20 protein-coding genes are annotated in these 23,926 nt (G+C 38.7%); 11 read left to right on the top strand and 9 right to left on the bottom strand.

Annotated features, from left to right (window positions below):
* Positions 1–7: 7 nt before the first annotated feature.
* The 6 genes from QNI22_RS19525 to QNI22_RS19550 form a co-directional block, all read right to left on the bottom strand.
* On the bottom strand, positions 8–1,105 hold the full coding sequence (locus QNI22_RS19525) for a complex I subunit 1/NuoH family protein (protein WP_314513229.1): 1,098 nt from the start codon (positions 1,103–1,105) through the stop codon (positions 8–10).
* Between the two features lie 146 nt (positions 1,106–1,251).
* Complete coding sequence (locus tag QNI22_RS19530; RefSeq protein WP_314513232.1) at positions 1,252–2,538, bottom strand: porin family protein; 1,287 nt, start codon at positions 2,536–2,538, stop codon at positions 1,252–1,254.
* Between the two features lie 88 nt (positions 2,539–2,626).
* Positions 2,627–3,619, bottom strand: a complete 993-nt coding sequence (locus QNI22_RS19535) for a hypothetical protein (RefSeq protein ID WP_314513235.1) — start codon at positions 3,617–3,619, stop codon at positions 2,627–2,629.
* Positions 3,616–4,974: an adenosylmethionine--8-amino-7-oxononanoate transaminase gene (gene bioA / locus QNI22_RS19540; RefSeq protein WP_314513238.1), complete on the bottom strand. Its 1,359-nt coding sequence runs from the start codon at positions 4,972–4,974 to the stop codon at positions 3,616–3,618. The genes QNI22_RS19535 and bioA overlap by 4 nt, the downstream gene beginning before the upstream one ends.
* Positions 4,975–5,083: 109 nt before the next feature.
* A complete protein-coding gene (gene bioD, locus QNI22_RS19545) occupies positions 5,084–5,707 on the bottom strand; it encodes a dethiobiotin synthase (RefSeq protein WP_314513240.1) in 624 nt (207 codons plus the stop codon).
* 18 nt (positions 5,708–5,725) lie between these two features.
* Complete coding sequence (locus QNI22_RS19550; RefSeq protein ID WP_314513242.1) at positions 5,726–6,889, bottom strand: aminotransferase class I/II-fold pyridoxal phosphate-dependent enzyme; 1,164 nt, start codon at positions 6,887–6,889, stop codon at positions 5,726–5,728.
* Between the two features lie 180 nt (positions 6,890–7,069).
* On the opposite strand from QNI22_RS19550, the gene QNI22_RS19555 reads away from it, so the two are divergent.
* A complete protein-coding gene (locus QNI22_RS19555; RefSeq protein WP_314513244.1) occupies positions 7,070–7,720 on the top strand; it encodes a porin family protein in 651 nt (216 codons plus the stop codon).
* Between the two features lie 407 nt (positions 7,721–8,127).
* On the opposite strand, the gene QNI22_RS19560 is transcribed toward QNI22_RS19555, so the two are convergent.
* Positions 8,128–8,775, bottom strand: coding sequence for an AlbA family DNA-binding domain-containing protein (locus QNI22_RS19560; RefSeq protein ID WP_314513247.1), 648 nt, complete (start codon positions 8,773–8,775; stop codon positions 8,128–8,130).
* Positions 8,776–8,962: 187 nt separating this feature from the next.
* On the opposite strand from QNI22_RS19560, the gene QNI22_RS19565 reads away from it, so the two are divergent.
* Complete coding sequence (locus tag QNI22_RS19565; protein ID WP_314513250.1) at positions 8,963–10,480, top strand: RtcB family protein; 1,518 nt, start codon at positions 8,963–8,965, stop codon at positions 10,478–10,480.
* A 389-nt stretch (positions 10,481–10,869) separates the two neighbouring features.
* Here QNI22_RS19565 and bioB read toward each other — a convergent pair whose 3' ends face one another.
* Complete coding sequence (bioB, locus tag QNI22_RS19570) at positions 10,870–11,844, bottom strand: biotin synthase BioB (RefSeq protein WP_314513251.1); 975 nt, start codon at positions 11,842–11,844, stop codon at positions 10,870–10,872.
* A gap of 945 nt (positions 11,845–12,789) precedes the next feature.
* On the opposite strand from bioB, the gene QNI22_RS19575 reads away from it, so the two are divergent.
* The 9 genes from QNI22_RS19575 to QNI22_RS19615 all read left to right on the top strand — a co-directional run bounded on the left by QNI22_RS19575 (position 12,790) and on the right by QNI22_RS19615 (position 22,474).
* Positions 12,790–13,134 (top strand): STAS domain-containing protein, encoded by a 345-nt coding sequence (locus QNI22_RS19575; protein ID WP_314513253.1) that lies wholly within the window; start codon positions 12,790–12,792, stop codon positions 13,132–13,134.
* Positions 13,135–13,201: 67 nt separating this feature from the next.
* The gene (locus tag QNI22_RS19580; protein ID WP_314513255.1) at positions 13,202–13,633 is read left to right on the top strand and encodes an ATP-binding protein; all 432 of its coding nucleotides are present in this window, start codon (positions 13,202–13,204) and stop codon (positions 13,631–13,633) included.
* A 203-nt stretch (positions 13,634–13,836) separates the two neighbouring features.
* On the top strand, positions 13,837–16,149 hold the full coding sequence (locus QNI22_RS19585; RefSeq protein ID WP_314513257.1) for a peptidylprolyl isomerase: 2,313 nt from the start codon (positions 13,837–13,839) through the stop codon (positions 16,147–16,149).
* 179 nt (positions 16,150–16,328) lie between these two features.
* Entirely contained in the window at positions 16,329–17,924 is a 1,596-nt protein-coding gene (locus tag QNI22_RS19590; protein ID WP_314513259.1) for a glycosyltransferase family 39 protein, read from the top strand.
* A gap of 96 nt (positions 17,925–18,020) precedes the next feature.
* A complete protein-coding gene (locus tag QNI22_RS19595; RefSeq protein ID WP_314513261.1) occupies positions 18,021–18,815 on the top strand; it encodes an alpha/beta hydrolase in 795 nt (264 codons plus the stop codon).
* A gap of 173 nt (positions 18,816–18,988) precedes the next feature.
* Positions 18,989–19,903 (top strand): hypothetical protein, encoded by a 915-nt coding sequence (locus tag QNI22_RS19600; RefSeq protein ID WP_314513262.1) that lies wholly within the window; start codon positions 18,989–18,991, stop codon positions 19,901–19,903.
* A gap of 181 nt (positions 19,904–20,084) precedes the next feature.
* Positions 20,085–20,627, top strand: a complete 543-nt coding sequence (locus QNI22_RS19605; protein ID WP_314513264.1) for an RNA polymerase sigma factor — start codon at positions 20,085–20,087, stop codon at positions 20,625–20,627.
* Between the two features lie 80 nt (positions 20,628–20,707).
* Positions 20,708–21,568 carry a hypothetical protein gene (locus tag QNI22_RS19610; protein ID WP_314513266.1) on the top strand — a complete coding sequence of 287 codons (861 nt, stop codon included), beginning with the start codon at positions 20,708–20,710 and terminating at the stop codon, positions 21,566–21,568.
* An 18-nt stretch (positions 21,569–21,586) separates the two neighbouring features.
* Positions 21,587–22,474 carry a Spy/CpxP family protein refolding chaperone gene (locus QNI22_RS19615; protein WP_314513267.1) on the top strand — a complete coding sequence of 296 codons (888 nt, stop codon included), beginning with the start codon at positions 21,587–21,589 and terminating at the stop codon, positions 22,472–22,474.
* 48 nt (positions 22,475–22,522) lie between these two features.
* On the opposite strand, the gene fumC is transcribed toward QNI22_RS19615, so the two are convergent.
* Complete coding sequence (fumC, locus tag QNI22_RS19620; RefSeq protein WP_314513269.1) at positions 22,523–23,920, bottom strand: class II fumarate hydratase; 1,398 nt, start codon at positions 23,918–23,920, stop codon at positions 22,523–22,525.
* Positions 23,921–23,926 lie beyond the last annotated feature (6 nt).

Raw genomic sequence — 23,926 nt, forward strand, 5'->3', positions numbered from 1 at the left:
TAATTCCTTACAAAAGCTTCCATAAAGCTGAAATAAACAGCAGCAACAATGATAACGGAGTCAATACCTTCCAGCATAAATGCATCAACTGGTCAACCCGCAAACGAGGGTATGTCCAGCGAACCCACATTTGTATAAATACACCGATGAACGCCTTCAGAATTATCCAGAATGCTCCTGTTAGTGTTCCATAAATAGTGCCTGGTATGCCACTTGTCCAGTCGGCCAGTCGTACTGATCCTATATTTGGAAAAGGAGTATTCCAGCCTCCGAAGAACAATACAGCTCCCAGAAAGCTAACCAACAGCATCATACCATATTCTGCCAGAAAGAGCAATGCCCACCGGAACCCAGAATATTCTGTATGGAAACCACCTACAAGTTCTGATTCAGCTTCCGGAATATCGAATGGTGCCCTGTTTGCCTCTGCTAATGTGGCTATAAAAAATATAATATACACAATGAAGAATAAGGGCATACGAATCACATTCCAGGTCAAGAACCCTCCTACTTCTGTTATATCAATGCCCAGTCGTTTGATGCCCAGTAGATAATTAGTTGACTCGCTGTATACTGGTAGTGTACGCATATAAATCCCCTGCTGGTAACAGATTTCCTGAAGATCCAGTGTCTGGCATAGAATAACCACACACAATACTGATAAGCCTACAGGTATCTCATAAGAAACGATCTGTGCTACAGAACGCATAGCGCCCAACAATGAATATTTATTATTACTACTCCAGCCAGCGGCTAACAAACCCACAATATCAATAGAAATGATAGTCAGCAGATAAAACACCCCTACTACAGCGCCTGACCCCTGTAATGTAGGAGTAAGTGGCATAACAGCAAATCCTGCAAAGATTGCTGTGAAGATAACGGCTGGAGCAGCCAGAAATACCCATTTGTCTGCTTTGACAGGAACAATGTCTTCTTTCTGTAATAACTTAACCAGATCGGCAAGAGTTTGGAACATGCCATAAGGACCAATTTCTGTAGGTCCCAGCCGATCCTGGATAAAAGCAGAGAGTTTACGTTCGGCATACACTGCAAAAACCATGTATACCAGTAGAAAGACCAGAAAGAATAAAAATGCAATCATGAGGCAATCTCAATAGTAGAAAAGCAAAAGTAGGGCTAAAAAACGAAAAACCTGCATAACAGCTATGCAGGTTTCTGAATAAATAAAAGGGGAATTATTTAGATATTGTGGATTTACTGTATGAAGCGTTAATTACAAGTAAGATGCTATAGCCCAAACGCATAGCCTACACTAAGAGAAAAAGCTCCCTGAGAAATTTGGTTATCGTTGACAAATAAGAATCTGTACTTGGTATTGAGAATATTGGATGTTCCCAGATCAAATCGCATATCAACTGTCATACGGTTGCGTCTGGAAGCTTTAAAGTCAAAGCCCAGTCCAAGAATCACATTGCCATCATAGCTCTGAAAGTAGTCTGTTTGATCAAGACTTTCACTCGCGTTACTTCTTTTAGAAGAAGCTGAAAGCAGGAAGGCTGGTGCATAACCCAGGTTTATATAAGGTTTGAACCGATCTTTACCCAGAATAAAAATATTGACAAACACAGGGACTTCCACATAATTGAGCTGGAAGTCGGTTTTTATATTAGAAGATTGGGTCGTAACAGTAGCTCCTTTTGCTACATATAACAGGTCCATACCTAAACCCATGTGGCTATAACGCTTTCCATAGTAGCGCATGTAGATACCGGCAACACCTCCTAGCTTTCCACCCAGTTCATAGCTGCTTGCAACATCTCCAACCCAAACAGAAGAAGCAACTCCTACCTTAACACCTATATTAAAGGGTCTTTGTTCAGTAGTATAGGCTGGTTTGATTTCTCCTTTCTCATACGAAAGATCTGGTTGCTTTTCGTCTGCATACGGATTCGTGTTAATTACAACTACGTCGTTTTCGGTTGAGGTAATCGGTTTGAACGGATCATAAAATGTAATACCAATGATACGAGTCTGCCAGCTATAACCGATTTTATCTGCCCGGATAACGGCCATACGTTGTTTGGTGGTATAGACAACAGATGATTTTTTGAATTTACTGTCAAACTTGCTGTCAAAGACAACTTTCACATACAGATAATCTTTCTTTTTGACATTGGAAACCTGCACATTGGTAAGGTGAATAGAGGGTTCAGATGTTTTTTCGTAATATACATCCAATGTGTTCAGATACTTATCGGCTTCCAGGTCTTTTGTATTGTCTTTATTAAAACCAGGAGTAAGATCATCTTCAATCACTACCTTCCTATTAAAAAAGAGATGATTATTGGATGATGCTGTATAAGATCTTTCAATCACGCTCTGAATCTCAGTAGTACTGGCTGCATTGAAGGTGACAAAGTTCATTAAATTCTCCAGTTCGGTTATATTGCCTTTGGCTTTGGATTGAATCTCCTGAACGTCTTTGTCTGTAAGTTTGGTTTGTGCATGTATCCAGGTAAGTGAAATAAGAATAAATGCAAAAGAAAGGTACGCAGAGCGATAGAAAATATTCATAATATATAGTCATTTGATAGATTACAATGCTTAATCTGGATGACTTCAGCCTTTCCTTGTTATCTGTGCATAGTGTTTCTGAGATGAACTAAAGTTCCTTTGTCAGAAAGACATCTTCCACCTTCTTCTGAAGTATCCTGTTTTCAGAACCAATGGTTACTGTGATCTTTTCTCCATACTGTATTTGCTGCTTTCGGGATATCCATTGCATAGGGTCATTGCCTGCAAATGGATCATACACATAGCGATTACTCTGGATAGCAACTTTCTGAAGTACTACAGTTTTTTCGGAGGCAGAAACCTTGACATCAATAATTTCATAGTGACCACCTGATAATTTTTTATTCAGTTTATCCTGTAATGTTTCTGCTGGAAAGAAGAACAGGTTTTGTATACGTTTGTCCCTAAAATCGAAAGTTGTAAACATAATTCCTTTCCAATTATGCTCCATATCTTCTGCAATGTTTGCCAAAAATACTGTTCCATCTGACTCTGGAATCAGCACAAACCGATTGCGTCTTGTTACATCTGCTCCTACTTCAAGTAAATCTGATGACTGAGTTTGAGGTTGGTAGCGCATTACATAAATGGCATCATCCGATTCTGTATAGACTGCATAGACATCCCCTTTGTTGTCAATCCAATACCCATGACTACTAGTTCCATTATCAACAGGCAGCGAAAAGCTCTGCTGAACCGAAAAACTGGCATTCAGTATTTTGAACGATGTTTGTAATTGTGGCTGGCTATAGTCATAGCGATACACCAGATAAAGCTTCTTGTCAGGTGAAGATACAACATTGTATTGATATTCAAAGGGATATAAACGAGGCTGACCAGATAGAATGGCATTCTGAAAGCTTTGACGTACCGTTGCTTTGCCTGGACTGGATTGCATAGGGGATATCTGTACCGAATCAATCGTTTTACGATTTACTTTCAGTGTTGTATAATGTTTTTGCACACTGAAATCTTCCCAGCGAAATGGTTTTTGAGGTAGAGGCGCCTGTAATTCCTGCCCTTGAACAGATAGGATTGTGTATATAAATAATAAACTTGTATATAGCTGTTTCTGAATCATTCGTTTTCCACCATTTTGTTTAACAAATTTTCAATCTCCTGATAAAGTACCTGTAGTTCTTCATCTGTAATGATATAAGGTGTCATAAGGTAAATAACATTTCCCATTGGACGGAGTAAGATGTCGTGTTCCAGAAAATAGTCATATAGGCTGTTGCGTACTTCGTTAAAATAAGATGTTTTCGCATTTGTTCTGATTTCAAGTGCTAACACAATACCTGTTTGCCGGATGTCCAGTATGGCTGGATGTGATGCTATATGCTTGGCAAAAGAAGTATGACTTTGTTCAATGCGGATAATTGCTTCCTGACAACTAACAGACAGTAGTAAATCCAGACTGGCATTTGCTGCTACACAGGATAATGGGTTTGCTGTGAAGGAATGCCCGTGGAAGAATGTTTTCAGCAAATCTTTGGTATGATAGGGGCGTTGTACTTCATCAGTACAGGCCGTTACACCCAATGGCAGTGTTCCTCCTGTTAAACCTTTAGACAGACAGATGATATCAGGTTTAATTTCGCAATGGTCAGAGGCGAACAGCTTGCCAGTACGCCCAAATCCTGTCATCACTTCATCTGCAATACAGAGTATCTGATATTGTTTGGCAATACCTAATAACTGGTTCAGTATTTCTGGAGAGCACATACGCATACCTGCAGAACCCTGTATCAGGGGTTCATAGATAAACGCTGCAACTTCTCCACTTTCAGCCAATGCCTCAAATTGATGAACGATTTCTTCCTGCACATGTGTATGTTCAATGAGATCTGTTGTGTAGGTTTTGGGATTTTCTGGAAAAGGAATAAACTCAACCTCAAACAGAAATGGATGAAACGGAGTAGTGAATGTATTCCGTTCTCCAACAGACATGGCTCCAAAGGTATCACCATGATACGCTCCTTCAAACGCAATGATGCGTCGTTTTTGTATGCCCTGATTGTGCCAGTACTGAAAGGCCATTTTCATGCCTACTTCTGTAGCTGTACTCCCATTATCTGAGTAAAATATCTTTGAGATAGTGTCTGGTAAAATATCCAGCAGCCGTTCTGCCAGTGTAACAGCTGGTTCATGAGTAAAGCCTGCAAAGATCACATGTTCCAGTGTACGTGCCTGCTGTGCTATTTTCTCCGCAATGTATTCATTAGAATGCCCATGTAAATTTACCCACCAGGAACCAATAGCATCCAGAATTTTACGTCCGTCAGCGCGATGTAAGTAACAGCCTTTGGCACCTGTCAGAGGTACTATTTTATGGCTATCGGTAAGAGGGGTAAAAGGGTGCCAGATAGCTTTCTGATCCCTTGTTTTCCAGTCGTTCTGATCTATTTCTGGCAGATTATCAATGCTCGTACTCATACAAATAATTATAACGTAATTCTTTTCGCCTCGATCAAAGAGGAAAGTAAGAAAATAAAAAAGGGTTACAGTTCCGAGAAGAAAATTTAAAAGTATAGTAGACAACTTTTTACATAATAAAGGCTTTTCTCAATTGTTGTGCATAGCTGTGTACTACTTCTGGAGTGATCTGTTCTTCCGGATAGACATGTAACAATAACGGATATTGACTGTAGTTCAATATAAATTGTTCGGAGTCTTCGTTGGCAGGGCCATTAAAAATAATTCCTTTTACAGGGATATTACGGTGTTTTAGTTCATTAATGGTAAGCAGTGTATGGTTAATGCTACCCAGATATATGTTAGCTACAAGAATAACTTCTGCCTCAAATTTCCGGGCTATGTCTATCACAAAATGCTGATTGCTGACAGGTACCAACACTCCTCCTGCTCCTTCAATAATTAGTGTATTATGAGTATTGGGTAGTACCAATGCCTGAATATCTATTTCGACTCCTTCTCTGTGCGCTGCTGCATGAGGCGACATTGGATGTTGTAAGAGATATGCCTCATTATGAAACTGCGAAACGGGATTGCTTACTAGGGTTTGAACTTTTTCTGTATCACGGGGAAAGCCTGCCTGAATGGGTTTCCAGTAATCGGCCTGTAAAGCCTCTGTGACTATGGCACTGATCAGCGTTTTGCCAGAATCTGTACCAATAGCTGTAATGAAGTATAGGTTAGATGGATTCATAGTGGTTTGCTTGTATTCTTAATTCTCAACAGATATAGGAGTATTCTGGAGGACAATTGATAATTCTTCTAGTAAAGCTTCCATTTCCTGTTCTGTGTTATAAAGGTGCAGGCAGATACGTAACCGTTCTTCGCCTTCTTTAACTGTGGGTGAAAGAATAGGACGTACATCAAATCCACTTTGTTGTAGTTGGATTGCCACCATTCGGGTACGTTGATTTCCTCCAATCTTTACAGCCTGAATAGGGCTCTGTGACTCAATAAAATGAGGTTCCAGAGAAGGATAAGTTGAGAGTGCTTTTCGGAAAAACTGAATACTTGCATGCAAAGAATCCTGCAGAATCATATGATCTTGTTGAAAGCGGAATGACTCTTCAATAGACACCAGACTATGCAGGGGTAATGCAGTTGTATAGATCAATGGCCGGGCAAAGTTGATCAGGTATTGAATCAAGACTTCTGATCCGGCAATACAGCCACCATGTACACCTGGTCCTTTGCCAAAGGTATATACCCGTGCAAATATTCTTTCATGAAGATTCTCCATACAAGCAATACCATTCCCTTCCCTACCCCAAACACCTGTACTGTGAGCTTCGTCCCAGATCAGATTTGCCCCATATTTTTCACACAGTGTTACCAATTCCAGTAGAGGAGCAAAGTCTCCGTCCATAGAGTAAACCGATTCTGCTACCACAAATACATCTCCTGTTGCCTTTTGCATTTTTCGTTCCAGATCATGAAGATCGTTGTGATGAAATGCAAACCGATTCGCAAAGCTCAGACGGGCACCTTCTTTTAGGCTGGCATGGATGTATTCGTCGTAAATGATTGTATCTCCTTTTTGAGGAATAGCTGAAAGAATAGCTGTGTTGGCAGCATAGCCAGAATTGAATAGCAATGCACTTTCAGATTGAAACAGACTGGCAAGCTTTTTTTCCAGAGAGATATGATACTCAGAGTTTCCGGAAATCAATCGGGAACCTGTGGCACCATTGTGAATATCTGAAACGTTTGTATAGGCTTCTTGAATACGTTGATGTAAGGATTTATTACGGGCAAGACCCAGATAGTCGTTTGAGCAAAAATCTATTTTGTTTTTATCTGCAACAGATAGCTTTCTCAAACTGCCACTGGCTTCCCGTTGGTTTAGCTTATCCTTTAGCTTTTGTTGTATACTCATAAGTTGCAGCATTCTAATGGCCAATAAATATATCTGAAAGAGAGAGCGTTAAGCTTAATTGTTCTCTCTGAAAATAATTAATGACTACAAAAGTAAGGAAAGACGAAAACAAAAAAGCCTTTCAAACGTAGATATCTCATTCTATTTTTGCACGTTTTATTATCAACTTACACCTATTTTATGCAAACAAAGCAGCGTTTTTTATTCTTCTGTACTTGTTTTATTCTATTACTTTCTTTTTCAGGAGTGAAAGCTCAACAGCGTTGGAGTGTGGGGCCTCGGTTAGGTGCCACGATCTCAAAGATTACAGGTGATGCTCCAAACAATGGCTTTCTGCCTGGTTTCACAGGTGGTTTGTATGTAATGTATAGCGACATAAGCCATTTTGGGATTTCAGGAGATGTTCTGTTTGCACAAAAGGGAGCTAAATATGACTATAATGGTACTAAGTTTATCCAGCGGATCAACTACATTGATGTGCCGATTATGGCCCGCTACTTTATGAATCTGAAAGGAAAAGTTCGTCCGAATATCTTTATAGGTGGAAACATTGCTTTTTTGCTCAATGCCAAGGCAAAAGATCGTACTGATAATGGAGTAGCCCGACCTGATGTAGAGAATACAAGTTCATTTGCCAGTACTGATCTGGGATTTTTGGCGGGTGTAGGGTTTAACTTCAAAGTTTCCAAAGCCCGTTGGGTACAAACAGATTTCCGCTTTCAGCAAAGTCTGACTCCGATTCAAATTTCTTCAGCTCCGGATCGTCGCAATACAAGTATCAATATATTGCTGAGTTATGCCTTTGGAGTAGGCAAGAAATACAGAAACTAGGGTTAAAGATGTAACATGAGTCATCCCAGATTTTGAGGAAAATAATATCACATTCCTTAAGAAAAAGAGAAACAAAGGAGTTACAAAGAGAGCCAAGATCACTTCAATCGTGGAAGGTTACGTAGGTGCGTGAGAATAAAAATTCCGCGGGCCTAGCGTTGGCCCTGTGGGGCGAAGCTTTGGAATTTTTTGCTCACGCACCGATCTGGCTCACCAAACTCTCGTTTGGTGCCCTGTTTTTTGGCAAGCAAAAAATGAAGGAGCCTAGAGAAGAGGGATGAAAGTGACTATAAACAAACTCAACTAAAGAGATTGCTTAAAAATTAACCAGCGTCTATACTCTTTTCAAAAGCATAGACGCTGGTTTTGTAAAACAAACTCTCATCCAAAATTCGGGATGACTCATGTTACACTTTTCCAGAAAGGTTTCTGGATGATAATGTATAGACTACATCTTTGTCTCTCTCAACTGGCAACACAATCTGATGGCTGGACAACTCCATGAGCAGTCGGGTGGCTCTACGCTCTGAAATATTGATCAGCTTTGCATACCGCTTGACTGTAATGTATTCATTAGACAAAAGGTATTTCAATAGGTTTTTCACATTTCCAGATTGCAGTAATGTCTTATCTGCATCGTTAGTATAACTTCCCAGATTACGGGCTGTCAGCTTTCCTGTAGGAACACTCTTATCGTGCATACGTACATATACCGTTTCCTCCCCATTTCTTTCTTTCAGCAAATGAGGTTTATCTTCACTTTCAGGTATGGTTACGGCCAGTATTTCCTTCCCATCTATGGGAATAAGCTCATAGCGAATAAGAATAGGCGGATGACAATACATATCTGAAGCTTCTTCCAGCAAGCTGATTATTTCTACTTCAGATTTTATCCCACATATTCTTTTATCATCTGTAACACCTATTAGTACTATTCCTCCTCCAGTATTGGCAAATGCAACTAATGTTTTGGCGATTTTGGCAGGACTTTCAATGGTGCTCTTAAATTCCAGTGTGCTACTTTCGCCTTGCCCAATAAGTTCTATAATATTCAAGTATCAAAATGTTTTATAATTAAAAACGTTTCCCTTATCTTTGCAGCGCCTTTCAGAAAGGCGGCTGCTCTAACATCGGTGTCAGGCACCAGATTCCTCTTATTCAAACTCCAAATCAGGAGTTGTGAGTCTTTTCAGACTTGCACAAATTTTCTTTTATACAAGTTTACTAAGATTTTGATTTTTGATGAAGCGAATTTCTTCATTTGAATCTGTTATTGGCAATGCCTACGGTATTCCGGTGCATCTATTTGCCAATGAACAGGTAAAAGTTGAAAACTCAGCCATTGAAGAATTGCTGGGCTTTCTTGAATTACAGCAGACCCTTGAACAGATACAACAAGCTGATCCCGATTTTTTTGGGACGACAGATATTGGCATTGGCCGGGTGGCTATTACACCTGATTTCCATAAAGGATCTGGCATACCTATCGGAACAACAATTACTACAAAAGGGTTTATTCTGCCTCAGGCTATCGGCAAGGATATTAATTGTGGCATGCGGTTATATATAACGGATCTGTCAGAAGAGCAGGTTCGTTCTAAGCTGAAAGAGATGACAAAGCGAATCCGTCATGTATACTTTCAGGGAGGTCGCGAGTTGCCGATTACACCCCGCCAGAAGAAAGCCTTGCTTCAATATGGTTTACAGGGCTTATGGGAAACCAGTCATGAAACTGTAGGCAAGGGATTGTGGCGTCAGTACAACGCACTACAACAAGAGGCTGATCTGCAACGGATAATCGATCGGGGTTCTTTACAGGCTGGTGGTATTTTCAATGGCCTGGAGAATTATACAAGTATTGATTATACATCCTATGATGCACAATTAGGATCTATTGGGGGCGGCAATCACTTTGTAGAAGTACAACGTGTGGCTGATATTACAGATGGTGCCATTGCCTATGAATGGGGGCTGAAGAAGGATGCTGTTGTGGTAATGATCCATACCGGTTCTGTTAGCATTGGGTATCCTACAGCGATGGCTTTTAAAGATTATCTTACAGATCTGTATCCAACAGGATTGCGAAAACCTGATAACGGAATTTTGCCCTTACCTATATCTGAGAAGTATGCAGGTTTTGTGGAGAACTTCTTTATGGGTTTATACAACGCAGCCAACTTTGCTTTTGCCAATCGGTTGTTTCTGGGACTGATGATGCAGAAAGTGTTTTCAGAGTTTTTTGGTGATACAGATTTTCGTTTGCTGTATGATTCAGGCCATAACATGGTATGGCAACAGAAAACAGTTGGCGAAGAATGGTTCCTGCATCGCAAAGGCGCTTGTCCGGCACGAGGTGCAGAACAGCTACAAAATACACCCTTTGCGTGGACAGGAGAACCTGCACTGATTCCGGGATCTATGGGAACCTCGTCATTTATTCTGGCGGGATGTGGCAATGCGCAAAGTAATTTCAGTGCCAGTCATGGTGCAGGGCGTAGTCTGTCACGTGGTGAGTCCATGAAATACGATGAGGCTGCCTTTTCAAAGTTTCTGGAAGAATTCCATATCATCACGCCTATTGATCCGGAGAGTACAGAAATCAGATCCAGGCGGGATATAATCCAGAAATGGCACGATGAACTGAAAAAAGAAGCCCCTTTTGCATTTAAGCCTGTGCGTCCGGTTATTGACACACAACTGGAAGCTGGTATAGTTCGCCAAGTTGCTGAAACAAAGCCAATTTTTACTGTGAAAGGATAATTTCTGCTCAACTCGTTGTAGGAGGCAATCGTCAGTCATCTCTACAACGGTATAAATTGATCAGAAGTCTGATATTTCTGAGGTGTGATCAATATTCAGATAATTTGGAAAAATGACTGGAGTTCCATTCAAACAGAAATTTGAACTAAACTCCAGTCAAATAAAAAAATGAACACTATTCGAATATTTCCTGGATGTAACCTGTATTCAGTTCAAAACAGGAAGTGATCGGAATTCTAGTCAAAAGCGATCTTGATCAGTTGGGAGTTGGATAATGACAGACCTGATCTATTTTTATAAATTGTGGCACATCGTGGAAGGTTATAAAGAGAAAAGCCTTTTTGTTTCCAAACAAAAAGGCTTCTCATACTTAGCTATAAACGTATTTATTAACAAGCTGCTACTGATTCTTCTTTGAATGACTTACGAGGTTTCAGATTTAATGTCTGGAACAACATTTTATCCGCATCTACTTCCGGATTTGGAGTTGTCAGCAGTTTATCTCCGGCAAAGATAGAGTTGGCCCCTGCCAGGAAACAAAGTGCCTGCTCTTCTGTATTCATACGTACACGGCCTGCTGATAAACGAACCATTGCCCGTGGCATTATAATACGTGCAGTAGCAATCATCCGTACCATTTCCCAAACAGAAACGCGCTCCTGGTCTTCCAGTGGAGTACCTTCTACAGGAACCAATGCATTTACAGGAACAGACTCAGGATGTTCGGGAAGGGTTGACAATACATGTAACATACCTATACGGTCGTTTTCTGTCTCTCCTAATCCAATAATACCACCAGCACATACAGAAATACCTGATTTACGCACATGTTCAATAGTTTCCAGACGATCATCGTAATTACGGGTAGTGATGATTTCGTTATAAAACTCCTCACTCGTATCCAGGTTATGGTTATAGGCATATAAACCTGCATCTTTCAGTTTTATTGCCTGTTCATGTGTCAGCATACCTAATGTACAGCATACTTCCATACCCATCTGGTTGACACCTTTGACCATATCCAGTACTTTGTCAAAGTCTTTGTTGTCACGTACTTCCCGCCAAGCAGCTCCCATACAAAAACGAGTACTACCATTGTCTTTGGCTCGCTGGGCTGTTTCCAGCACTTCCTCTACCTCTAGCAATCTATGCACTTTTACATTGGTCTGATAGCGTGCTGCTTGTGGACAATAGGCACAGTCTTCCGGACAACCACCTGTTTTCACTGAAAGCAAAGTACAAACTTGCACTTCTTGTGGGTCGTGGTGCTGACGATGTACAGTGCCTGCACGATAAATCAAATCTAATATAGGGGAGTTGAAAATTTCAGCGATTTCTTCGCGGGTCCAGTCGTTACGAATCATAATTAATTAAGTTCTGGGTTCTTGGTTTGAAGTTTAACGTTGGCAAGTCATCCCTTATTCAGAAAGAACGCAAGACGTATATTCTCTTAACGAGGCAAAATTACGATAAAAGTACAACAAAAAATCTACCCTTGACAAGGTTTCTGTGTTTTGGATGGAAACGACAGAATCGCAAATAGAGTTTCCTACAAGTTATTGATGATTAAATATACTTTCTGATAGGTCTATACCTTAGGATGGGAAGCCAACAGACTAAGAGGTTGTCTAAACTTATTTTTAAAGGCTGAAAAGTCATCTTTTAGGCTGCACCTTTGCCTGTTTTTCGGCCCATAGTCTCTGACTATGCCCCTCAAAATAGTCTTGGTTCGCTCTAAAATCTGCTCTTTTCGCCTCTTTAAAAATAAGTTAGACAACCTCTATATAAACAATTAAAGTCAATATCTCATACTTATACAATTCTTGTCTACTTTCTAAGAAAAGCTGTGAGAGTCTGATTTATACATTTTCTAAAAATAAATAACCTTACATATTTCGAGTAGCAGATAGCTATAGTTTAATTAAAATAAATGCAATTTCTGTTCTATTCTGTTGAAAACTATCTGTGCTTGTTAATGAGATGATTTTGGTCTGTAATTGTTTTAGTCCACTTTTTAATCATGGAAAAAGTATATTTATTTTTTATGTTCTCACGGGCGATAACTGGAAGATAGTTCATTCTTTTTGTTAACCAAGAAGAATAATTTGCCTCAGGAAGAAAAAATATGCATTTTGCCTGAATAAAAAGCGCATATCTGCATCAAATCTTACGTGAGGTATATATCTTATTATTTTCATATCTGCTTTTTTTTAATTACCTCGCTGTAAATCAGTTGAATAAAATAAAATTATTACATGCGCGTAACATACACATCATATTGCACGTATTGAGTACGAGTAAGCGAATTTATGAGAATTAATAGTTTAGATAAAGAAGACCTGACCATTTTGGTAGTAGATGGAGAGTTAGACGCGAGTTCTTCCATTTTGCTGGATGAATCAATTGAATCGGTGGTTGCGCAGGGAAAGAAGAAAATACTAATTGACGGACGATCCTTGAATTATATTTCTTCTGCGGGGTTAGGTGTTTTTATGTCACATGTACAGGAATTTGAAGAAAAAGGAATACAAATGATTCTTTTCGGCCTGAACGAGAAAGTTCTACGGGTATTTCAGATACTAGGCCTGGACCAGCTCCTTTCCATTACAGCTTCAGAGAACGAAGCCATACAATTGTTAAATGCAAGTTTGTAATATTGAATGACAAAATATTTACTAGTTACAAAGTCTGCATAGGATATAAAATCAATATGTAAGTGAGATGAATTACCACTATCAGTTTTCGTGTGACCGGAGGAATCTGAAATCAGTGCGGGATTTTGTAGCATCTGTACTGCGTGATGAGAATTTTTCTGAAAATGAGATTCCTGCAGTTGTATTGGCTGTAGATGAAATCTGTGCTAATCTGATTGTTCATTCCCATCAATCAGATCCTAATGATGTGATCGAAATTTGGTTAAAAGTTACTCTTGAAACCGTAATTTGTGAGATTATTGATCAGGACAGTATGTTCTATGATTTTTCAGCCCATAAAAATCCCGATATTCACCAGATTGTACGGGAAGGAAAAAATGGAGGAGTTGGATTAATGCTTGTTAAGTGTCTGGTTGATAAAGTAGAAGTAGAACGTCATGGTACACAAAGTATATGGCGTTTGACTAAAGAGTCTCCACGCCCTGTATTTAATTCATAATCAGGATATACTATTTGTTTTTTGCTGATCCAGAGTTATTGCTCTGGATTTTTATTTTCTGGTTTGTATGTGTGATTACCAGATATATGTTTGGTAAATAAAAAACACAGAAAACTTACAACTATCTCTTTATTTTCTGAGGGACAGACTATTTACTTTAAAAAATCGTTAAAATTGCGTTCTGTTTTTACGAAACTTTACGTATGCGAATTTTTCACCGAATAATGCTTGTGGTGGCCCTGCTTTTGTACTGGGGATGTAAGACCAACAAATCGGCCACTCAAAACACTACTACTAATCCAAACGACCCTGTTATCGCCTACCTTGGCCAGTCGCCAGTGTATCGCTCAGAGTTTTTATATGTATATGATAAAAATGGTGGTATTGCAGATACTACCAATCAGGTAAAAAGCATTGCAGAATACCTGGATCTGTATCTTAACTTCAGGCTAAAGGTACAGGAGGCTGAGAGCATGGGACTGGATACACTGGGTTCGTTTAAACAAGAGCTTTCCGGATACCGTGAACAACTGGGAGAGCCTTATCTGGTTGACAGCAGTGTAACCCGTACGCTAATACGGGAAGCTTATGAGCACATGAAAGAGGAGATCAGAGCTTCACATATTCTTCTTTCTGTTTCTCCTGAAGCGCCTCCTGAAGACACGGCAAAAATATATAACCAGATTCTGGACATCAGGCAAAAGGCACTCAATGGTCAGGATTTTAATGAACTGGCACGGCAAAACTCCCAAGATCCTTCTGTGCAAACCAATGGAGGTGACCTGGGATACTTTACTGCTTTGCAGATGGTATATCCTTTTGAGAAAGCTGCCTATCAGACGCCAGTAGGTTCTATTTCACAACCTGTACGTACTAAATTCGGTTATCACCTGCTAAAAATAGCAGATCGTCGGCCAAGTCGCGGAAAAGTAACCGTGGCACATATTATGGTTCGCATCAATCCGGATGCGCCAGAGGCTGACGCCAAAGCTGCAAAGCAAAAAATAGACGAGATCTACAGCCGTATCCAAAAAGGCGAAAGCTGGGATAAGCTTTGTGCTGATTTTTCGGAAGATGGCAACTCACGTAACAAAGGTGGTGTATTAGCACCATTTAGTACAGGTAGTACACTTCCCGAATTTGAAAATGTTGCCTTTGCACTAAACAACAAAGGTGATATTAGTCAGCCTATACAAACACCTTATGGCTGGCATATTCTGAAGTTAATTGAGAAAAAGAACTTAGAAACTTTTACTCAACTGGAACCTACCCTACGCCAGAAGGTAACGAAAGATTCCCGTTCAGAACTCAATCGTAAACTGCTTTTGGACAGATTGCGTAAAGAAAATAAACTAGTTGAGAATGCAGATGCCCGGAAAATTGCTTTTGCTCAGGCTACAGACTCGCTAAAGAGGGCTGTATGGAAATACAACGAGACTGATAAAAACTTGGGTCTGACATTATTTACAATCAAAAGTCAGAAATACACAGTTAAAGAATTTTTTAACTATGTAAAAGCCAATCAACAACCCCGTGAGAAGCTGACACCAGTTTATCAGATGCAATTGCTTTATACAGAGTTTGTCAATGAGTCTCTTATCAAATATGAAAAGCAGCATCTGGAAGAGAAGTATCCTGACTTTAAGTATCTTTTAAAAGAATACCATGATGGAATCTTGTTGTTCCAACGGATGGAATCAGAAGTATGGTCCAAATCCTTGTCTGATACAACCGGACAAAAGCGATATTATGAAGTCAACAAGGCTAATTATCAATGGAAACAACGGGTAATAGGTACTATTTATAATGCAGCAGATAACAGTGTACTTACAGAACTAAAGTCCAAACTGGCAAGCCGGCCTTTCGCTGTTGCTAATCCAAAGTATCCGGCATTATCTTTTGCAAAAAATGTAACTACATTGACCCCTCAGCAAAAAGAACAACTTGATCAGATTATTCAAACTTTGAATTTGGATAAAGCTCTCATAGTGGAAATTTCCGGACATGCAGATAAGAGTGAGAAAGCGGAGACATCAGCAGCCCGTAATCAGGCAGTAAGCACCTATCTGACAGAACACGGCGCAGATATTACACAATTGATTATTCGCGACTTTGGCTCTTCTACTCCTGCTTCCCGTACTGATGCCAAACGCAATTCGCGTGTAGCATTTGCAATTGTGAGCAATGATAAGAGTGTCCTGGAAAGACAGCTGAATGCGAAAAAGCCATTAAGTATAGAAATCACAGAGGGTATTTTCCAAAAAGGAGATAATGTATTTCTGGATCAAGTTGCCTGGAAACCGGGTACATATACCATAAATAATAATGGTCGTGTTGTATATATAGAGATTGTAAGTGTAGAAGAACCTCGTGCCAAAACATTTGAAGAAGCTCGTGGACAGCTGATTTCAGATTACCAGAGCTTTCTTGAAAAAGAATGGCTGAACACCCTTCACCAGAAATTCCCTATAAAACTGGTAGATACAGAAATTGAAGCCTTGAAAAACAGAAAATAGATATACAGCGGATTGAATAATAAAATGCCTGGATATCAATATACTAAATAAGCTCTCTTTTGTTATATCCAACTTTAGAGAAATAGTAGCCTTGTTTAGAATGTTGGTCTTCAGGTGTTTTTGTTCTTAGTCCTTGAAATTAGGTTTAAATATTTTTTTATTTATTTTAGTATATATTTATGTTGTTTTCTGAATCCAGAATGCGAGGGCTTTTGATCTTTGTATTGCTGCTGGGAGTAGGTTTGAGATGTTATTGGTATATTTATGATCGTTCTTTGTGGGGAGATGAGATAGCAATTGCAAGTAATTTTCTTAAGTATGATTTGAAATATTTGCTAACTTCAACCTTAGATAATTTACAAGCTGCACCTCCATTATATATAACACTTGAAAAGTTAGTAATCAGTATATTTGGAAATAAAGAACTTTCTCTGCGATTAGTTTCCTTCATTTCCAGTATTGCTAGTGTATTTATATTTTTCTTTATTTCTGCAAAAATTTTTAATAGAAGAACTACAATAGTATTTGCAAACCTATTATTCAGTATTTCCACCCCACTGATTTATTACTCTGCAGAAGTTAAGCAATACCAGACAGAGATGCTGGCCTCGCTTATTATTTTATGGATAGGCATCAAATATCGTTATTTTTTGTCATGGAAAGGCGCCTGCATAATAGGTGTATTAGGAGGAATACTTCTTTGGCTATCTAACCCTGCCATTTTTGTACTTGCAGGGATAGGATTCTGTATGTTTTTTTGGTTGCTTAAAAAGAAAGATTACTCATCTTTAGTTGCTTTACTTTGTGTGGGTACTTTTTGGTTGTTTTGCTTTGGCTTATACTACCTTCTTATTATCTCTAAAAATCAAAATGTATCTGTTCTTGTCTCAATGTGGCAAGATAAGTTTGCTCCACTGCCAATTTATGGTTCTTGGTATCTCAGAAGCCTTATCTATACATTCAATGATCCTTTGGGTTTGTCTATTGATTATTCTCTTATTCCTAGCCTTTCTATTCAATGGCGCTACCTGCTGTTATTTGGATATAGTGCTTTTATCTTGTTGATTCTTGGAGGTGTAGTTCTGTTTAGGACAAACAAGTATATATTAGGGTTACTCGTTTCACCTATATTACTAACTCTCGTTGCATCTTTTCTTAAACAGTATCCGTTTCATGAAAGATTTCTTGTTTTTTTGGCACCTTTCTTTTATCTGATAATAGCAAAGCCGCTAGATACAAATGAAGGATTTATAAAGAAAAGTTTATCACGCTTTATATCCGTTAAGTTTGTTAAAGCTATGATGATAATTAGTATACTATATTTACTGGTAAATATTATTGTCAAGTTGATGAATCCTGAGCTATTTGGTAATAGCTATAAGTTTTCCAACAAAAGAGAAGCTATAGAGCATATCCGAATAAAAAGCAGTCCAACCAGTACTATATATATATCTATTAAGGATAATCAGACATTTACCTATTATTCACAATTGGCTAAATATGATAAAAAGGCAGTTACATTTTTTCCACCGGATTTGTTTCGGAATAAACTTGAATTTGAGAGATATTTTTTTGATTTGATAAGTCAAAGTTCAAATAAACAGGTTTGTTCTTATATTATGTGTGTGAAGAATAAATATACATATAAAGAAAGTATTCAAGAGCAAACTGTTAATGAGAGCATTGCTCGAGAATTAATGAAATATGGGAAAGTAAGAGAAGTATATAATGGTTTTGATGTTGTAGTTTATGAGTTTACATACTCTAATAAGTAAATTAAATAGGAGTAATTGTTAATGATTTATGGCTGGATTTAATAGGTCCAGTTTATTATCAGTTTGTGGTAGATTGGATCATTATTTGAGTTATAAATGAAGTTTATACTGGATACTATTCTCTTTCTGGGTTGTTTGTATGTGATTGTGTGCATCATCTTATTTTTTCTACAGGAGAAAATTTTATTTTATCCTGAGAAATTGCCTTCTAATCATACATACCATTTCTCGACTTCATTTGAAGAGATTGACTTTCATCCTGACTCTGGTACTACAATTAATGCTCTACTATTCAAACATCCCAGGCCCAAGGGTGTAATTCTATATTTTCATGGCAATGCTGGTTCTCTGCAAAGTTGGGGTGCAGAGGGCGAATACCTAAGCCGGTTTAAATATGATGTACTGATGGTCGATTATAGGGAATATGGGAAGAGTCGAGGTGCAGTAAGCGAAGAAAATCTTTATAAGGATGCACAATATGTGTATGACTATCTGAAAAAAAACTATGCAGAAGAAGATATAATTGTTTTCGGGAGATCGCTGGGTACAGGTATTGCAACATTTGTTGCGTCTCGCAACTCTCCAGGAAAACTGATTCTGGAAACTCCTTATTATAGCATGCGAGCAGTTGCGCAGGATCGGTTTCCCTGGCTCCCCATTCGACTATTGTTAAGATATCCCCTTCTGACCTATGCCTTTATTGAAAAGGTACGCTGCCCTATCTGTATTTTTCATGGAACTCAGGATGAGGTAATTCCTTATCAATTTGGCTGGCAGTTGAAAAAACTACTAAAAAAAGAGGATCAGTTTATTACAGTGAAAGGAGGACATCATAATGATCTAGGACAGTTTTATGAATATGAAAAAGCGCTGACTTTGTTTTTATTATGAAAATAAAATAGGTATAAATTAAAATAGGTAAGTGTAACGGAACGGGTTTATAAATCTATCGGTTTTTATCTTTTTTCATATAATTTCTTTTGACTGCTTGCAAAATCAACTAAAAAATCTTTTTTTCGATGACGTTTTGCAGTGTATACCTAATCACCAAACCACATTGATTTATGTTCCTAAAAAATTACGTACGTGAGACCTCTCTTTTTTTACTTGCTTTAAGTGGTGTATTTCTTTTGAATTCCTGCGGAGGTGAGAAAAAAGCAGATGAGACTACAGCAGTAGATACTGCAGCAACCATGACAGAAGATACTACAGCTGTTGAACCTGCTGCTACATCTCCTATTTTGAGTGCACTTCCTAAAACCAGTGATATTCCTGCTACAATCCAATTGACTGGTGCTGATTTCAATCAGTCTTTGATTAACCCATCCAGTAAAGTTGCAAGTTACACTACTACTAATGACAAAGCTGCATTGAATCTGGGTGCTTATGCGACTGATATCGGCTATTTGAGCGTATACAAAAAAACACAGGATGTTTTGACTTATCTGAAAGGTGCACAGAAACTTTCTGATCATCTTGGATTAAGCAATGCATTTGGTGAAGCTATGCAGAAACGTTTTCAGAACAACCTTGCTACAGAAGATTCTCTGGTTAAGATTGTAGATGAGTCTATGCTATATGTTCGCAAATATCTTGCAGACAATCAGCGCGATGCTACAGGTGCTCTGGTTGTTACTGGTAGTTTTGTAGAAGGCTTGTACATTTCAACAGGCTTGATTAAGAAATATCCAAAAGATGTTCCTGCAGATGTACGTAATGGTGTATTGACTCAATTAATTCTTGATATTATTAAACAGAAACAATCACTGGCAGACTTGATTACAATTCTTAAGAGCGTAAAGCAAGATGAAGCAGTTGTGGCTTATACTCAGAAGCTAAATGATCTGTATGGACAGTTTGAGGCACTAAAATTCGAAGAGAGCCTGAAAAGTAATGCAGGAAACTTTGCTGTAACAGATAAAACATTAACAGAGATTACCAAAAAGGTAGAAGCTATCCGTGCTGATATTGTGAAGTAAGCAAAATATATATCTATATAATAAAGAGCGTGTTTTAGTAATAAGACACGCTCTTGTGTTTTTATACTAATTTTTAATCAGGATTAAACGTTTGCTTTTATTTTCTATCTAACCGCTTAGCAACTCACTACAAATAGTAAGAGATCTTACCGATTACTTTTGTTTTTAACTTCTCTACACTTTGGAAGACAAACAGATTTTAGAGCAGTTCCGGATTGCGGAAACGCGAACTGCTGCATTTAATGCGTTAGTAAAAAAGTATCAGCAAAAAATCTATTGGCACATACGAAAGATGGTCATTGATCATGATGATGCAGATGATTTAACACAGGAGGTCTTTATTAAAGTATGGCACAACCTTAGTGAATTTCGGGCAGAGTCTCAGTTATATACCTGGTTATATCGTATTGCCAGCAATGAGTGTCTCAATTTTCTAAGCAAGAAAAAACGAGCTTCTCTGACATCTATTGATGATGTTGTTGCCAATGAACTGAGCCAGAAACTGGATGAAGGTGTATTGATATCAGGAGATGAGATACAAATTAAACTACAGAAAGCGTTGCTGCGTTTACCCGATAAACAAAGACTTGTATTTAATATGAAGTACTATGATGAACTTACCTATCAGGAAATCTCTGAGATTACTGGAACATCGGAAGGTGCGTTAAAAGCTTCTTATCATCTGGCTGTGAAAAAAATAGAAGAATATCTGATGTCGAATTAAACTTTTATAAAAAAAACAAGTCAAAGTTGTAAAAATCCTGCTGCTTATACCATAAAAATAGATGTAACCGCTTGTGAGTGATGGAATCAAAAATTAATCTGCAAAACCTAACCAGGGAAAATGTTTTTCAAATACCGGAACAATACTTTGCATCATTGCCTTCTGCAATTCAGAAACGTCTGGCAGAGGCAAGCGATGATACATTGAACGATGATAAACCATTGCTGGAATATAGCGCTATAGAGGAAATAACCATAGATCACATTTTTATTACACCTCCCGATTATTTTGAAAATCTTTACCAAAAAATCCAGAGTAAAATATCAGATCAAACCGAGTCCTTGGTTAAACTGAATTTATCTGCATTGGATGGTTTTGAATCAGAACTGGAAAATACACATGGATATACAGTACCTGAAAGTTATTTTGAGACACTGTCAAATCGTATCATGACGCGAATAGCGTCCTCTGAAACAACTAACCCGTTGGACTTTGAGGAGTTGGACAATGCTGAATCAGGTATATTGGCAAGCATACCCAAACAAAATATCTTTCAGGTGCCTGATGCTTATTTTGAGAAACTGAATATCCAACTGGACGAAGATACTGCTATTGAAGAATCAACTACTGAGAAAACAAAATCTATCCGACTAATTCCTTCATGGGCAAGATATACAACTGTAGCAGCTGCCTCTGTGCTTTTATTGATGACAGGGTACTGGTTTTATTCGTCTACCACTCCTTCTTCTTCTCAGGAATGCACAGAATTGCTTTGTAATCTGACGGATGAAGAGATACTACATTATCTTGAAAAACAGGATACACGATTGACAAATACTAAAATGCCCGCTATCTCAGCCAAACACTCGGATAGTGAGATAGTAGACCCGATAGATATAAGTGATGAAGATATATTGAATGCTGCTGAAGGTATAGAATAACAATTATTTTTAACGAACATGATATTTAGAAAGCAGAAGATGAGAACATGGATGCATGTGCTGTTGTTAACGATAAGTAGTATAACTGTGGTTTTAGCTCAGGATGAAGATACAGGAGAAGATAGGGTGCAATCTGCTAAGGTAGCATTGATTACCCGACGGTTGAATCTGACAACAGAACAGTCTTCTCCTTTTTGGGCAGTGTATGACGAATTTGATAAGGAAAGAAAGGAGAATATCCGTTCGCTGAATAAACTGAAAGATCGGTTTCAGGTTGCTTCTGACGAAGAGTTGAAGGCTGGATTAAAACAGATGGTAGAGGTAAGACAGAAAGATGTATCTATTGAAAGAGACTATTTGAATAAGTTTACAAAGGTAATTACCTCACGTCAGACAGCTGATTTGTATAAAGTTGAATTTGAGTTTCAGAAGGCCATATGGGATAGAGTAGTAAAAGGGTATGGAAAAAATGGAGAATCTCTTGAAAGTGAAAGAGTTGCCTTTCTGACAAATAAGATGAAGCTGACCGCCGAACAGGCAAAACAATTCTGGCCTGTTTACAATGAGTTTGAGAAGGAAAAAGAAAAAGCTCAACAAGCAGCATCACAGGTACGGAATAGTATTAGTTCCGGTTCCAGTGAAGAAGAAATAAAAAGTGTATTGAAACAACTGATTGAGCTTCGGCAGAAAGAGGTTGACAGTATGAGACGCCAGGTAGATAAGTTCCTGAAAATAGTCAATAGCCGCCAGGTTGCTATGTTTTATAAAGGAGAGATTGACTTCCGAAGAAAGATTATCCGGGAATGGCGGGAACAGCGTAGGGAACGTATTCAGGATAATATGGGAGGGCGTCGTCAGCAGTTTCAGGAACGCAGAGAGCAAAGACAGGAACGTTTGAATCATTAAAAAAATACCCCGAGAGTTTATCTGCCGGGGTATTTTTATGTAGATGAATTAGATCTTGCCTACCATATCTTCAGGTTTTACCCATTCATCAAATTCTGCTTCGGTGAGATAGCCAAGTTTTAATGCTGTCTCTTTCAGAGTTTTACCTTCTTTATGAGCAGTTTGGGCAATCTCAGCAGCTTTGTAATAACCAATTTTTGTATTGAGGGCAGTTACAAGCATTAGTGAGCTTTCTACGTGTTTGCGAATATTGGCTTCCAATGGCTCAATTCCTTCTGCACACTTGTCATTAAAGGATACACATACATCTCCAATCAAACGGGCTGAATGCAGGAAGTTGTAGATCATAACAGGTTTGAACACATTCAGTTCAAAATGGCCATTAGATCCACCAATATTGATCGCAACATCATTACCTAATACCTGAGCTGCAACCATTGTCATCGCTTCACACTGGGTTGGGTTTACTTTGCCAGGCATGATAGAAGAACCTGGTTCGTTATCAGGAATAAAGATCTCCCCTATCCCTGCACGTGGACCTGATGACAACATACGAATGTCATTACCTATCTTCATCAGACTTACAGCCACTGTTTTCAATGCGCCATGAGCTTCTACAATTGCATCATGGGCTGCTAGTGCTTCAAATTTATTTTCAGCAGTAATAAATGGAAGACCAGTAAGGTTTGCAATATGTTTGGCTACATTCTCTGAATAATTTGGAGGAGTATTGATACCTGTACCAACAGCAGTACCGCCCAATGCCAATTCTGATAAGTGCGCCAATGTATTCTTAATAGCTTTCAGGCCATGATCCAGCTGAGATACATAACCTGAAAACTCCTGTCCCAGTGTTAACGGTGTTGCATCCATGAAGTGAGTACGTCCGATCTTTACTACTTTCATGAATTTTTGCGCTTTGGCAGCTAGCGTATTGCGAAGTTTCTCAATACCAGGAATCGTTACTTCAATCAACATTTTGTATGCTGCAATGTGCATTGCAGTTGGAAATGTATCATTAGAGGACTGGGATTTATTGACATCATCATTGGGATGCAATGCTTTCTTCTCATCTGTAAGGCTTCCTCCATTAATAACATGAGCCCGATAGGCTACCACCTCATTTACGTTCATGTTAGATTGTGTACCAGAGCCTGTCTGCCATACCACCAGTGGAAACTGGTCATCCAGCTTACCTGCCAGCACTTCATCACATGCTTTACCGATCAGATCACATTTTTCTTTTGATAGTACACCTGCATCAAGGTTTGTTAATGCGGCTGCCTTTTTCAGATATGCAAACGCCTGGATAATCTCACGAGGCATCTTATTAATATCCTGAGCTATTTTGAAATTTTCAATGGAACGTTGGGTTTGTGCACCCCAATATACGTGGGAAGGTACTTTTACTTCGCCCATCGTATCTTTTTCAATTCTATAATCCATGCTTCG

This window comes from Xanthocytophaga agilis (assembly GCF_030068605.1).
GTDB classification, from domain to species: domain Bacteria; phylum Bacteroidota; class Bacteroidia; order Cytophagales; family 172606-1; genus Xanthocytophaga; species Xanthocytophaga agilis.

Excerpts from the sequence above, each read along its gene's own strand:
- QNI22_RS19610 (WP_314513266.1), top strand. The coding sequence starts at position 20,708 with ATGGAATCAAAAATTAATCTGCAAAACCTAACCAGGGAAAATGTTTTT.
- QNI22_RS19555 (WP_314513244.1), top strand. The coding sequence starts at position 7,070 with ATGCAAACAAAGCAGCGTTTTTTATTCTTCTGTACTTGTTTTATTCTA.
- QNI22_RS19600 (WP_314513262.1), top strand. The coding sequence starts at position 18,989 with ATGTTCCTAAAAAATTACGTACGTGAGACCTCTCTTTTTTTACTTGCT.
- QNI22_RS19595 (WP_314513261.1), top strand. The coding sequence starts at position 18,021 with ATGAAGTTTATACTGGATACTATTCTCTTTCTGGGTTGTTTGTATGTG.
- QNI22_RS19565 (WP_314513250.1), top strand. The coding sequence starts at position 8,963 with ATGAAGCGAATTTCTTCATTTGAATCTGTTATTGGCAATGCCTACGGT.
- QNI22_RS19535 (WP_314513235.1), bottom strand. The coding sequence starts at position 3,619 with ATGATTCAGAAACAGCTATATACAAGTTTATTATTTATATACACAATC.
- QNI22_RS19585 (WP_314513257.1), top strand. The coding sequence starts at position 13,837 with ATGCGAATTTTTCACCGAATAATGCTTGTGGTGGCCCTGCTTTTGTAC.
- fumC (WP_314513269.1), bottom strand. The coding sequence starts at position 23,920 with ATGGATTATAGAATTGAAAAAGATACGATGGGCGAAGTAAAAGTACCT.
- QNI22_RS19580 (WP_314513255.1), top strand. The coding sequence starts at position 13,202 with ATGAATTACCACTATCAGTTTTCGTGTGACCGGAGGAATCTGAAATCA.
- QNI22_RS19550 (WP_314513242.1), bottom strand. The coding sequence starts at position 6,889 with ATGAGTATACAACAAAAGCTAAAGGATAAGCTAAACCAACGGGAAGCC.
- QNI22_RS19525 (WP_314513229.1), bottom strand. The coding sequence starts at position 1,105 with ATGATTGCATTTTTATTCTTTCTGGTCTTTCTACTGGTATACATGGTT.
- bioD (WP_314513240.1), bottom strand. The coding sequence starts at position 5,707 with ATGAATCCATCTAACCTATACTTCATTACAGCTATTGGTACAGATTCT.
- QNI22_RS19590 (WP_314513259.1), top strand. The coding sequence starts at position 16,329 with ATGTTGTTTTCTGAATCCAGAATGCGAGGGCTTTTGATCTTTGTATTG.
- QNI22_RS19530 (WP_314513232.1), bottom strand. The coding sequence starts at position 2,538 with ATGAATATTTTCTATCGCTCTGCGTACCTTTCTTTTGCATTTATTCTT.
- bioB (WP_314513251.1), bottom strand. The coding sequence starts at position 11,844 with ATGATTCGTAACGACTGGACCCGCGAAGAAATCGCTGAAATTTTCAAC.
- QNI22_RS19575 (WP_314513253.1), top strand. The coding sequence starts at position 12,790 with ATGAGAATTAATAGTTTAGATAAAGAAGACCTGACCATTTTGGTAGTA.
- bioA (WP_314513238.1), bottom strand. The coding sequence starts at position 4,974 with ATGAGTACGAGCATTGATAATCTGCCAGAAATAGATCAGAACGACTGG.
- QNI22_RS19615 (WP_314513267.1), top strand. The coding sequence starts at position 21,587 with ATGATATTTAGAAAGCAGAAGATGAGAACATGGATGCATGTGCTGTTG.